Raw genomic sequence first — 12924 nt, 5'->3', positions numbered from 1 at the left:
CTATATTAATATTAATACAAATTATATCAAATCAAGCGATATATATCAACTCTAAATATTATATAAATTTAAATATTTTTTTGTTACATAAAATTTATATAAAAATTGTTATTATACCTTGTATTATTCCTATAACAAAACCTAGTATTAATCCCAATAATTCTATATGCTTTAACTCATTGCTTGCTATACTAAGTATTATATCTTCTAATTCAAGTAAATCTAAGCTATCAACTTTTTCCTCTACTATTTGTTGTATATTTACTCTTTCATGCGCTTTTGATACAACTTCACTTCCTAGTTCATCAATAGAAGCACTAACTTCTTTTTCTATTATATCCTCTATATAGTTTTTTATAACAGATTTTATATAACTAGGTATAAGAGTCGCTTTTTCCTCTACTATAGAATTAACTTTAGACTTTATATATTCAGTAGCTTTTACTTTATCTTCTTCTGTTATTAAATTTTCTAATATATCATCTAAAGATACAAACTCATCTTGGATAACTTCTCCTATTTTTATAGCTATTTCTTTTCTTCGCTTCGGGATAAGACCTATTATTTCAAAATTTGCAAGAGGTATTTTTATAGGATTTATAGGCCTAAATATAAGCTTTATAGCTAATTTATTAGTTACATATCCGATAATACCTCCAATAATTGCCATTATCAAAATTATATATATATTGTTCATCTCAAATCTCCTTATTATTTTAATTAGAAACAATATATATTTTATACTTTAATGATTTTTTTTCAATACATTTTTTAAATTTTAAGATTTATTTTTTTCTTCTACCTTTTCTTCAAATATCGCTTTTATAGTATCTATAATTTCTCTAGATGAGTTAGTTTGTAAAGAATCGTATATAATTATATGATTTGGGCACAAAGAAAGCAATGTACTAATTAAGAAATCTTCATAATTTAAATTTTCTTTTATAAACATATTTATTAACTCTTCATCATTTTCATTTTCTATTATGTTGTCATTTTTATCATATAATATGAACGAGTTATCTTTCCTTATGTATACTTTCAATGTGTCAATTTTAGTTTCTTGTACATTTATAAAATATCTTAATACACTAATGAATTCATCATAGTCTTTCTCTATTAAATATTCTTCTAGTGCATCTTCACAAATGTTAGCTATATATCCCATTAGTTCTTTCATTCTAAACTTTACAAAACCATCCACATCTATATGGTCATTATTTAATATGTAATTATTCATTCTACAAAATATTATTTCTCTTAATAATAAGTCTTTACTTTTAAATACTTCTAATGATTTTAAATATATTTTTTCTATTTCCTGATTATACTTATCTCCATATGATTTCTGTATATATTCCTTCAATATAACCTCTTTTATTACTTGCATCAAAATATCAGTTATCTCTCTTGATATTTCTAGAACTGTTTCATCCGTTCTATCCTTCGTGCTTATTTTTATTTCTATAACATCATCATTGTAATTTATAATATTGCTAAACTTAGTTTGTTTTACAAATTGATTTACAGCTAATTCATATTTAGGCAATAAGCTCAGATAAATCTCTTTGTTGTCCATAGTCATCACTCCTTTCTAGTCATCAAAGGAATTATAGAACCTAAATCTAATAATTGTTCTTTGCTTAAACTTACTATTTCCTTATTTTTTGATTTTATAAATTTTTTTATAAGTTCATAATCTGGATGTTTTTTTACATCTCCTAAAAAAGCTATTTCATTTTTACTTATAAACCCTGTACATCCACCTATAAATCCATAATCTAATTGAAATAAATTTATATTTCCAGGTCTTATAAGAAGGCAATCTATACCATATTGTTTTACAGATTTATATATCCCTTTATCAGAAGTTATAATTGAATTTTCATCAACTATACAAATCGAACATTTAGAATATCCCTGTTTTACATTTACCTTTATAAGATTTTTTTTGTTTATGTAGTCTAAAATTTTTTCATCTGTATAATCAAAATTATGTATTGCAAATCTTCCCATCATAGTTACATTATATTGAATATTGTTAGGATATTTTTTTTCTATATAGCGACTTCCTTTAATTACATTAAATCCTAATGGAATTAATATCTCTGAATAAAACTCATATACATTTGGCGCTACAACTATATTTCCTTCACCTAAGTTGCATACACATATATCTGGATGATATTTTATAGCATCATAACATTCTTTACATTCTATAGTTTTTATTATTTGTATTTTTCTTCTTTTTAATTCTAGTTCTATATCGCAAGTAATTCTTTTATCTACCAACGCTAGACATAAATCACCATCAATTACAAAAGATTGTCTACTATGTACTGCTTTCATTTCACCGTTCCTTCTATATCGATTTTACTTTTATAATGCAACTAATATTTTATATACTTATTTTCATTTTTAATAGACTAATAATAATTTTTTTATATTTATTTTAGACATAAAAAAAGATGATAGCAATGCTATCATCTTTTTTTATCTTTCACCTTTTTTATATGGGTTTCCTAATGCTGCCGGAGCTTTAGAAGATTTTATAAATAACACTAACACCACTAATGTTATTACATATGGTATCATAGATAATAAATTCTCATTTATTCTAAATGGAAGTTCTGGGTTCCCAAAGAATACAGATAGAGCAGTTGAGAAACCAAATAGTAAACAAGCTGCCATAGCTCCTTGCGGCTTCCACTTACCGAATATAACAGCCGCCATAGCTATATATCCTTGTCCAGAGATCAATGTTGGTCTAAACGAAGAAACAATAGCTAAGCTCATAGATGCTCCTCCCAAACCAGCTAATATACCAGATGAAATTACCGCAATATATCTAACGCGATTTACATTAATACCTAAAGTATCTGCTGCTCCTGGATGTTCTCCAACAGATCTTATTCTAAGTCCTAACTTTGTTTTATATAAAACATACCACACTACAGCTACAAGTATAAATGCTATAAATACTGTTGCATAAGTGTTAAAAACTGTATTTAATATACTACCTTCTGCAAATAAACCATTTAAAGGTCTTGGTATTTTATCTTCCATAGCTATAGTTGGAGTCATCGTTGCTCCATCAAATAATATTTTCGAAGAAAATAATGCTACTCCAGGTGCCAGTAAATTTATAGCAACACCTGATATAGTATGATCTGCATTAAAACTTACAGTTGCAATAGCATGTATTAATGCAAATAAACCACCTGCTAATCCACCTATTAAAAATGCTATCCATGGATTACCTACTAAATAACCTGCTGCTGCCCCTGCGAAAGCACCTATAGTCATCATACCCTCTAATCCTATATTAACTATACCTGAATTCTCTGATAATACTCCACCTAATGCTGTAAATATAAGGGGCGTAGAGTACATTAAAGTCGTACTTAAAATTAAAGCTAAATCTTCCATTATTCAAGTCCCCCTTGTTTCTTTTTATTCTTATATTTGATAAATAACATTCTTATTACACTACTTAGTGCTATAAAGTAAACAATAGACCCTATAACAATGTTTATTACTTCTGATGGAGCTTGTATAGTTTGCATTTTTGTTCCACCATACTTAAGAGCTCCAAATAATAATCCTGAGAAAATTACACCTATAGGATTACTGTTAGCAATAAGTGCAACAGCTATCCCATCAAATCCATTTCCTTCTGGTGCTGCAAGTACTGTTATATTTTGTGCTACACCCATAACTTGAACTGCTCCCGCTAATGCTGCAAGCATACCTGCTATAGCCATAGATTTAAATATAGATGAATTTATATTTATTCCTCCATATTCAGCTCCAAATTTATTGTATCCAACACCTCTAAGTTCGTATCCTAAAGTTGTTTTAGATAATATAAAAGCTATTATTAAAACTAATATAATTGCTATTATTATACCCCAGTTAGCCTTTGTGGCTGGTCCTACTAGTCCCGTTAACCAATCTATACTTATGCTTGCACTCTCATTTATCATATGAGATGCTTCACTATTACCTTCTCTTAACCATGGTTGCATTATCATATAATTATTCAGATAAAACGCAATCCAGTTTAACATTATGGTAGATATAACTTCATTAACTCCAAATTTTGATTTTAAAAAACCTGCAAATCCTCCCCAACAGGCTCCCGCTAGTGCAGCTACAGCTAAAGTAAGAGGTATATGTATTATTGCTGGTAAATGAACTGTATATCCTACTATAGTTGCTGCTAAAGCACCTATAATAAACTGACCTTCTGCACCTATATTGAATAATCCTGTTTTAAACGCAAAAGCTATTGATAAACCTGTTAAAATTAACGGAGTAGCCTTTATAATAGTCCATGCTATATACTTAGGTTTACCGATTATTCCTTCAATCATTACTGAATAAGCTTCTATTGGATTAAATCCCGCTATAGTTAAAGCTATTGCCCCTACTAATAATCCTAAAAATATAGATATAATAGAAAATACTATCGTATTATTAGCAAAAGAAATTTTCTTTTTTGCCTTAACATCATTACTCATTATCTACACCTCCTGCCATCATAAATCCTAAAGTATTTTCATCTGCATTCTTAGCATCCACAATGCCAACTATTTTTCCTTCATAAATTACAGCTATTCTATCTGATAGATTCATAACTTCATCAAGTTCTAAAGATACTAATAAAACTGCATTACCTGCATCTCTTTGTTCAACTATCGCCTTATGAACAAATTCAATTGCTCCAACATCTAACCCTCTAGTAGGTTGCGTTGCTATTAATACCTGAGGTTGTCCTGTCGCATCTCTATCTACTCTTATGTTGTCAACCTCTCTACCAATTATGACCTTTTGTTGATTTCCTCCAGATAAAGATCTAGCCTTTAATGTAAAATCAGTTGGTCTAACATCAAATTCTTCTATTATTTCGTTTGCATGTTTTTCAATTTCTTTATTATTTAAAACTCCATTTTTAGAGAATCTTTTTTCTTTATATCTTTGTAAAACTGTATTTTCAGCAACTGTAAAATCTAGTATAAGCCCTCTTTTATGTCTATCCTCTGGTATATTTTTTATACCTTTTTTGAATATATTAATTGGCTTTTCATTTATAAGTTCAGAACCATTAACCTTTACACTTCCTGAATCTGCTTTTTTCAACCCAGTTAATATTTCAACAAGTTCAGATTGACCATTTCCATCTACACCTGCTATTCCTAAAATTTCTCCAGCTCTTACCTCTAAAGATAAATCATTTAATACTTGTACTTTTCTATTGTCTTTAGCACTTATATTTTTAACTTCAAGTATTATATCTCCTACTTTAGAATCTTCTTTATCAACTTTAAAGCTTACTTCTCTACCTACCATCATAGCTGCCAATTCATCTTCTGTTGTATCTGCTACCTTTACCGTTCCTATATCTTTACCTCTTCTTATGATAGTACAGTAATCTGCTGCTGCCTTTATTTCTTTTAATTTATGAGTTATTATTATTACTGATTTTCCTTGCTTAGTTAAGTTCTTTATAATATTCATAAGCTCATTTATTTCTTGTGGCGTTAAAACTGCAGTAGGTTCATCTAATATTAGTATGTCTGCCCCTCTGTATAAAGCTTTCAGTATTTCAACTCTTTGTTGCATCCCAACACTTATATCTTCTACTTTTGAATTAGGATCTACATGTAATCCATATTTTTTTGAAAGATCACTAACATCTTCTATCGCTTTTTTCATGTCTATTGCTCCGATACCTTTTGTAGGTTCTGTACCTAGTATTATATTCTGAGCAACTGTAAATGGCTGTACTAACATGAAATGTTGGTGAACCATACCTATCCCATGAGATATCGCTACATTAGGGTTTTCCATTCTAACGTTTTCCCCTTTTATAAATATCTCCCCTGAAGTCGGATGGTATAGCCCATAAAGAATATTCATTAATGTTGACTTTCCTGCTCCATTTTCACCTAATAAAGCATGTACCTCACCTTTATGTACAGTCAAATTTATATTATCGTTAGCTGTGAAATTTCCAAACTTTTTAGTTATACTTTTCATTTCTACAACTTTTAGACTGTGGTCTACATTGCTATTAATCATAGTTTATAATAACCCTCCTTATTTACTTATCGCCAATTTTATTATACTAAAAAATAAGTATTATAACAATTTAATTTCAACAAATAGTAGGTAATATTTTATTTATTGTACATACTTTTTGTTATTTTTTGTCATTTTTATAATTTAATTTTATATTTATTATAATTTAAATTTAAATTGTAAGTTATAATACATTAGATTCCTTACAAATAACCATATTATTTATTTTTTATGTTATTCTAAATATTTATGTTATTTTTTGATAAATCCTCTTTATTTATAAAAATTTTTTTAATATTTTCTTAATTTTTTAATTCGTATTCATATATATATAATTCATTTTAAATCTAATTTACATTTATTTACCTCAAACAATTTATCTAAATTTTTATCATAGTTAATTTGGGCGAAAAAAAAGACTAGCATAGCTAGTCTTTTTTATTAAATTAATTTAATTTAATTATTTTACATCTTTCATTGTAGATGGAACTTTTATTTCTCCACTCTTAATTTTATCACCTTGTTTATTAACAAATTCTAATACATCTGGAGATACATCTTCTTTTGTAGTATCTGCTACTCCAACTCCATCTTCATTTAATCCATAAACAGTTACTTTTCCACCATTAAACTTACCATCAACTAGGTTTTTAACAGTATCATAAACCCCAACATCAACTCTCTTTATAGCTGAAGTTATAACAGTTTCTGGAGCAACACTATTTTGGTCTCTATCAACACCTATAGCTTTTTTACCAGCTTCTTTAGCTGCTTCTATAACTCCATTACCAGTATCACCTGATGCATGGAATATTATATCTACACCATTAGATATCATTTGATTAGTTATAGATTTACCTTTTGCTGGATCAGCAAAACTGTTTGCATATTGAGATATTACTTCAGCATCTGGTTTTGCAGCTTTAACTCCTGCTGTAAATCCAGCTTGGAAAGTTTCAATTACTGGGCCTTCCATTCCTCCAACAAATCCTACTTTATTAGTTTCTGTAAGTTTACCTGCTACTAATCCTACTAAGTATGATGATTCTTCTGCTTTAAACATTATACTTTCTACATTTTTAGGTGGTTTTCCACCGAAATCAGCATCTATTAATGCAAATTTTTGATCTGGATAAGATTTTGAAGCATCACCTATAGCCTTTTCCATCTTAAATCCAACACCAATTACTAAGTTTGCTCCATCATCTATTGCTGTTTCTATATTGTTAGCGTAATCTGATTCTTGCTTAGACTCTATGTACTTAACATCTACTCCTAAGTCTTTCTTAGCTTTTTCTAAACCTTCCCATGCACTTTGGTTAAAAGATTGGTCATTTACTCCACCAACGTCAGTTATCATAGTTACTTTTACTTTGTCATCCCCACCTGAATTGCTGTCTTTTGAATCTTTAGAAGGACTGCATCCTACTAACATCGATCCTGCTAATACAGTAACAAGACCTATAGACAATAACTTTTTAAGTTTCATAATTACCTCCTATGAACATCTTTCTTATAATTTCTTACCATAAATTTTACACTATATGCAAAATATTTTCTACATTTAATTTTAATTTTATTCACTTTTTTTAATATTTAGTGTATACAATTTAAAAAAATAAGAAGATAGGAAATCTTTTTCATAATCATAATAAGATTTCTCACCTTCTTTTTGAACCTATTTTTTATCATATAGTATACACTTTATCTCAGATTAGGATATCCTATTTGTCTTAACGCTTCAAATAATACTATAGCTACAGAATTTGATAAATTTAAAGATCTAGCTTTTTCTATATCAACCATAGGTATTCTTATTGCAGTTTCTAAATTATCCATTATTAAACTTTCAGGTAATCCTTTAGTTTCTTTTCCAAACACTATAAATGAATTTTCTTCATATTTTACATCTGAGTGTGTTTGTTTAGCTTTAGTTGTTGAGTAAAAGAATTTAGCATCTGGATTTTGTTCTCTTACTTCATCAAAACTATCATAATATTTTATTTCAACTAAATCCCAATAATCTAAACCTGCTCTTTTTAGATATTTGTCATCCATACAAAAACCTAAGGGTCTAACTAAGTGAAGAGTTGTACCAGTTGCAGCACAACTTCTTATTATATTTCCTGTATTTTGTGGTATTTCAGGTTCTACCAATACGATATTTAAAGACATACGTAATCCTCCTTAACATTTTATAAGTCTAATTATATCAAAAGTTTTCATTTCTAAAAACTTATAAAATAATAAAATAATATAAATCTCCTTACATTAGGAGATTTATATTATTTCAGAGTTCAAGTTTTTTGTTGTATCTACCTTTTTCTTTGTTCCCTTTATTAAAACTTTATTTTTAGGAGGGTAGTAGCTTTCATTAATTAATTCTTCATTTATAGAAGATCCATCTTCATTCTTATAAACTCTGTATGTTTTTACTTTGTATCCATTTCTGCCTTTGCTTTCTATTCTAGTTTCTCCTTCATATAAAGCTTTGCTTTCTTTTTCTATAGTTTTAGGCTTTATAATTCCTGCTATATCAGTTCTTATATCTACTATCTTTTTATCATTTTCGTTCCCATATATAGTAGTTATTATTTTATTATCTCTTACCTCATTTTTTATTAGAATAGGACTTTTATAATTATTTTTAAATATTAAATCAATATTTCCATAAGATACAGTAGCATCTCTTCCTTTTTCTATATATCCACTAGGTATACTATGATTTCTAGCTTGTACGATTTCAAGTCCTGAGTATAGTGCAGCATTATATACAGTACTAGATACCTGACATATTCCTCCACCCATTCCTAATTGCATTTCTCCATTTACTATTATAGGCGCGCTCTTAAATCCTTGTTCTGTGCTTCTTTTACCTATAATATTATTAAATGAAAACTCTTCATTATAGTCTATTAATACATTATTTATTTTATTTATAGCTAATTTTATGTTACTAACTCTATTTTGATTTTTCGAGTTAAATTTTGTTTCATATTGACCTAATAATGTATTTATATTTACTAACTTTTCATAAGTATATTTTGGATTTATCGTTTCTGTGTATATATTAATATTTCCAAATTTTTTATTTTTTATATTTTTATCAATTTCACTAAGTAGAGCTTCTTTCTTTAAATTAACTCCATATACCTCTTTACTAATATTAAAATTGTTATTTTCTACTGTTATAGTCGCATCAACTGGTGCAATATCTATTTCTTTGGACAAATTATTGATATATTCATTTAATTTTGCTTTATCATATTCAGTATCAACATTTAATTTTATACTTTTACCTATACTTAAATTAAATTTTGTTTTTGTATTATTAAAAAAGTCACTACCTCTACCTATGTTAATAGCTGTATTTACAGCATCCTCTACTTTAAATTTAAAGTTAATTTCGTTTAAAGATAGATTATATTTCTTATCTCCATAAAATAATTCTATAGAATCTTTCTTATATAAAGATTTATTTAGTTTTTTTATCGCATCACTTTCTGTCAGTCCCGAGACATCAATATTTTCAATATATATATTTTTATAGATTTTACTTTCTTTGCTCATACAATAAGATTTATACGTCAATCCAAAACAATATAACATAACTAATGTTACTAAGAAAAATATTTTCTGTCTCTTCAATTTTTAGTCATTCCCTTCTTTATAATAGTCACAGTATTCAACTAATGGGCATATATTACATTCTGGTTTTCTTGCTTTACAAATTCTCCTTCCATGAAAAATTATTAAATGATGTGCTTTTGACCATCTTTTTTTCGGTAAAACTTTCATAAGTTCAAATTCTGTTTTTTCAGGAGTATCAGTTTTTACTAACCCAATTCTATTAGATACTCTAAATACATGAGTATCTACAGCAATTGCATCGACTCCAAAAGCATTACTTAGTACTACATTTGCAGTTTTTCTTCCCACTCCAGGAAGTTTTGTCAATTCTTCCATATTATCAGGAACTTGACCCCCATAATTAGAACAAAGCAACACTGATGTTTCTTTTATTTTTTGAGCTTTACTTTTATATAGCCCACAACTTTTTATTTCCTCACTAATTTCAAATGTGTTAAGTTTAGCAAATTCTTCAGCTGTATTATACTTCTTAAACAATTCAGATGTAACTTTATTAACCCTAACATCAGTGCATTGAGCAGATAATATAGTTGCAATTAGAAGTTCAAATGGAGTTGTGTAATTTAATTCACACTCTGCATTTGGATATGTTTCTTCTAATATATCTAATATTTTTTTTATATTTTCTCTATTTTTCTTTTTTGCTTTTGCCATTTTTAATTCCCCCTTGTTGTAATTTTACATATATAATATATAACAATTTTAAACATAATTTAAACATATATAAAATTATACTTATTAAGTTTTATATCTATTTACTTATATTATTTATCAAAACAAAATAATATATATACTATAATTATATTTATTATCTTGTAATATTTTGTTATTTGCCCAAAATAAAGGAACTGCAGTAAAAATGCAGTTCCTTTATTTTTTATTTATCTAATTCACTATATTTTTTTAATTTTTCAATAGCTAAGCTTTTAACTTCTTCAAAAGTTTTATCTGTCAATATTTCTATAGCCTCTTCAATTCTATCTATAGGATATATATGAAATCTACCTTCATTTATAGCATTTCTTACTTCTTCAACAAGAACTAGATTTCTAAGGTTATTCCTTGGTAATATTACACCTTCACTTCCTGTTAAACCTTTTTTCTTGCATGCATAATAAAATCCTTCTACTTTTTCAGTAACTCCACCTACAACTTGTATATCTCCTTTTTGATTTATGGATCCCGTTGCCCCAATATTTTGTTTTATAGGAACTCCACTTAATGATGATAACATGGCATAAAGCTCTGCTCCAGATGCACTGTCTCCATCTACGCCACCATAGTTTTGTTCAAAACATATATTTGCATTAAGTGATAAAGGAAATTCTTGTGCTAAATTTTCTAGTAAAAATCCATTTAATATAAGAACGCCCTTACTGTGTATAGGTCCGCTCATTTCAACTTCTCTTTCTATATTTACAATTCCAGAGCTTCCAGGTGCAGTAGTAACTGTTATTCTACAAGGTCTTCCAAATGAGTACTCACCCATATTTAAAACTGATAATCCATTTATAACCCCAACTTTAGATCCAGTTGTTGATATTAATGTAAACCCATTTTCTATAGATTCATCCATTTTCTTTTCTATTTTACTAAATCTTTCTCTTCTCTCTTTAATTGCTTTTAATACATCTTCTTTATCTACATATTTAGATCCTCTTATTTTTGAATAAGCATCTCCTTCTACTAAAATCTCTACAATTTTATTAAATTTAGTTGATAATTTTTCTCTATCACCTGTTATCCTAGTACTATACCTAACAACTTGCTCTACACCTTCATAAGTAAAATGATTTAAATTGTTACTATTACAATACGAAGCTATGAAATTTGCCAATCTAGTTTCATTGTAATCATTTTTTTTCATTTCATTGTCAAAGTCTACAAATATTTTAAAATATTTATTAAACTCAGGATCATAGTTGTATAGTAAATTATACATATAGTTATTTCCTATAAGTACTACTTTTATATTAACAGGTATATTCTCTGGCTTTATAGCTGTTTGTGTATCTAAAGTTATTTCACCTTGTTGTATTGTTTTTTTAAGTATATCCCAAGATAAATTGTATCTCAGAAGTTGATCCACATACAGTACTAAGTAACCTCCATTAGCTTTATGCACTGCACCTGGTAACAGCTTAGTGAAATCTGTTTTTACAGTACCATTATAGTACTCGTATTCCGCCTTCCCAAATAAGTTTGCTGGACTCGGGTTTATTTCCACAATTACGGGTGCCCCACATCTATCTAATCCATTATCTACTAACAAGTTCACTTTATATCTTGTAAAGTGTTCTTTATCGTACTTTTCTTTCAAATCTTCTTCATCCATATAGAATAAGTACACATATTCTAAAATATCATTTTTAGTATCATCTAAATACTTTCTTACTTTCTCAAAGTCTCCATATTTTTCAAGTAAACTATCTATATGTGGATCTACTATATATTTTCCTACTTCATATTCTAAATCTAAAAGAGCTTCTTTTGCATCTTCTTCTATATCTTTAATTTTATATGCAATTTGTATAGCTGCATTTTCTAATTCCTTTTTAACTTTATAAAATTCTTCAGAAGTTGTATCTACATCTTCATCTTGTGGCGTGAAAATCATGCCTACCTTACTATTTTTTAATTTAAATCCTTTTTCTTCTCCATACTTCTTAATTTTTTGGAGTAAGTTTTCTTTTTCAATTTCAAAATCATCTAATAATTCATTTTTACTTATTTCAAATTCTTCACTTTCGAATGCATCCTTAAGTTCATCCAATAAACTTTCTATTAACTTTTCCATATCTTTCTTAAATAATTTACCCATACCTTTATCTAGTGCAATAGCTATAGGCTCTCTGCTATTTTCAAAGTTATATACATAGCACCAGTCTTTATGGTCATTTTTATCTTCTGCATGCATTTTTAAAGCACTAAGTACATAAGTAGTTTTCCCTGTCCCACTATCCCCAGCTACAAAGATGTTATATGCAGGATTATCTATTTTAAGTCCAAGCTCCATAGCTTTTGTTGCATTTTCTTGCCCTATTATCTCATTTAAGCCCTCTAGTTGAGAGGTATTAGCATATCTAGCCATATCCATCCCCCTTTAAAATTCCTTTTTATATAATATGTTTCTAGCTACTAAATGTTAAGTAAAAAAATAAAAAACTTCTAACTGTACAAGTTAAAAGT

The 12924-nt window shown here is 27.9% G+C and carries 11 protein-coding genes and 1 other annotated feature (1 of these 12 running past the window's edge); all 11 genes read right to left on the bottom strand.

Annotated elements, in window-relative coordinates:
• Nucleotides 1-4, bottom strand: a binding site (T-box leader) (it extends 227 nt beyond the left edge of the window).
• 90 nt (nucleotides 5-94) lie between these two features.
• The 11 genes from RWY47_RS00490 to RWY47_RS00540 all read right to left on the bottom strand — a co-directional run bounded on the left by RWY47_RS00490 (nucleotide 95) and on the right by RWY47_RS00540 (nucleotide 12826).
• On the bottom strand, nucleotides 95-697 hold the full coding sequence (locus RWY47_RS00490; protein WP_224170639.1) for a DUF445 domain-containing protein: 603 nt from the start codon (nucleotides 695-697) through the stop codon (nucleotides 95-97).
• An 81-nt stretch (nucleotides 698-778) separates the two neighbouring features.
• The gene (locus tag RWY47_RS00495; protein ID WP_021431710.1) at nucleotides 779-1579 is read right to left on the bottom strand and encodes a putative sporulation protein YtxC; all 801 of its coding nucleotides are present in this window, start codon (nucleotides 1577-1579) and stop codon (nucleotides 779-781) included.
• 5 nt (nucleotides 1580-1584) lie between these two features.
• Nucleotides 1585-2349 carry a DUF6873 family GME fold protein gene (locus RWY47_RS00500; RefSeq protein ID WP_224170638.1) on the bottom strand — a complete coding sequence of 255 codons (765 nt, stop codon included), beginning with the start codon at nucleotides 2347-2349 and terminating at the stop codon, nucleotides 1585-1587.
• A gap of 144 nt (nucleotides 2350-2493) precedes the next feature.
• Nucleotides 2494-3429 (bottom strand): ABC transporter permease, encoded by a 936-nt coding sequence (locus RWY47_RS00505; protein ID WP_035116942.1) that lies wholly within the window; start codon nucleotides 3427-3429, stop codon nucleotides 2494-2496.
• A complete protein-coding gene (locus RWY47_RS00510) occupies nucleotides 3429-4523 on the bottom strand; it encodes an ABC transporter permease (RefSeq protein WP_021428498.1) in 1095 nt (364 codons plus the stop codon). The genes RWY47_RS00505 and RWY47_RS00510 overlap by 1 nt, the downstream gene beginning before the upstream one ends.
• Entirely contained in the window at nucleotides 4516-6084 is a 1569-nt protein-coding gene (locus RWY47_RS00515) for an ABC transporter ATP-binding protein (RefSeq protein WP_224170637.1), read from the bottom strand. The genes RWY47_RS00510 and RWY47_RS00515 overlap by 8 nt, the downstream gene beginning before the upstream one ends.
• Nucleotides 6085-6544: 460 nt before the next feature.
• On the bottom strand, nucleotides 6545-7573 hold the full coding sequence (locus tag RWY47_RS00520; RefSeq protein ID WP_021431705.1) for a BMP family lipoprotein: 1029 nt from the start codon (nucleotides 7571-7573) through the stop codon (nucleotides 6545-6547).
• A gap of 215 nt (nucleotides 7574-7788) precedes the next feature.
• Nucleotides 7789-8259 (bottom strand): tRNA (uridine(34)/cytosine(34)/5-carboxymethylaminomethyluridine(34)-2'-O)-methyltransferase TrmL, encoded by a 471-nt coding sequence (trmL, locus tag RWY47_RS00525; protein WP_021431704.1) that lies wholly within the window; start codon nucleotides 8257-8259, stop codon nucleotides 7789-7791.
• Nucleotides 8260-8364: 105 nt separating this feature from the next.
• Nucleotides 8365-9732 carry a VanW family protein gene (locus RWY47_RS00530; protein WP_224170636.1) on the bottom strand — a complete coding sequence of 456 codons (1368 nt, stop codon included), beginning with the start codon at nucleotides 9730-9732 and terminating at the stop codon, nucleotides 8365-8367.
• A 3-nt stretch (nucleotides 9733-9735) separates the two neighbouring features.
• On the bottom strand, nucleotides 9736-10389 hold the full coding sequence (nth, locus tag RWY47_RS00535) for an endonuclease III (RefSeq protein ID WP_024619970.1): 654 nt from the start codon (nucleotides 10387-10389) through the stop codon (nucleotides 9736-9738).
• A 223-nt stretch (nucleotides 10390-10612) separates the two neighbouring features.
• Nucleotides 10613-12826: a Lon protease family protein gene (locus tag RWY47_RS00540; RefSeq protein WP_024619969.1), complete on the bottom strand. Its 2214-nt coding sequence runs from the start codon at nucleotides 12824-12826 to the stop codon at nucleotides 10613-10615.
• Nucleotides 12827-12924: the final 98 nt, after the last annotated feature.

The organism is Paraclostridium sp. MRS3W1, from assembly GCF_032465715.1.
Taxonomy (GTDB): domain Bacteria; phylum Bacillota; class Clostridia; order Peptostreptococcales; family Peptostreptococcaceae; genus Paraclostridium; species Paraclostridium dentum.
This window is presented reverse-complemented; position numbering and strand designations above follow the sequence as displayed.

Coding starts and splice junctions, on each gene's coding strand:
- RWY47_RS00490 (WP_224170639.1), bottom strand. CDS start 697: ATGAACAATATATATATAATTTTGATAATGGCAATTATTGGAGGTATT.
- RWY47_RS00495 (WP_021431710.1), bottom strand. CDS start 1,579: ATGGACAACAAAGAGATTTATCTGAGCTTATTGCCTAAATATGAATTA.
- RWY47_RS00500 (WP_224170638.1), bottom strand. CDS start 2,349: ATGAAAGCAGTACATAGTAGACAATCTTTTGTAATTGATGGTGATTTA.
- RWY47_RS00505 (WP_035116942.1), bottom strand. CDS start 3,429: ATGGAAGATTTAGCTTTAATTTTAAGTACGACTTTAATGTACTCTACG.
- RWY47_RS00510 (WP_021428498.1), bottom strand. CDS start 4,523: ATGAGTAATGATGTTAAGGCAAAAAAGAAAATTTCTTTTGCTAATAAT.
- RWY47_RS00515 (WP_224170637.1), bottom strand. CDS start 6,084: ATGATTAATAGCAATGTAGACCACAGTCTAAAAGTTGTAGAAATGAAA.
- RWY47_RS00520 (WP_021431705.1), bottom strand. CDS start 7,573: ATGAAACTTAAAAAGTTATTGTCTATAGGTCTTGTTACTGTATTAGCA.
- trmL (WP_021431704.1), bottom strand. CDS start 8,259: ATGTCTTTAAATATCGTATTGGTAGAACCTGAAATACCACAAAATACA.
- nth (WP_024619970.1), bottom strand. CDS start 10,389: ATGGCAAAAGCAAAAAAGAAAAATAGAGAAAATATAAAAAAAATATTA.
- RWY47_RS00540 (WP_024619969.1), bottom strand. CDS start 12,826: ATGGCTAGATATGCTAATACCTCTCAACTAGAGGGCTTAAATGAGATA.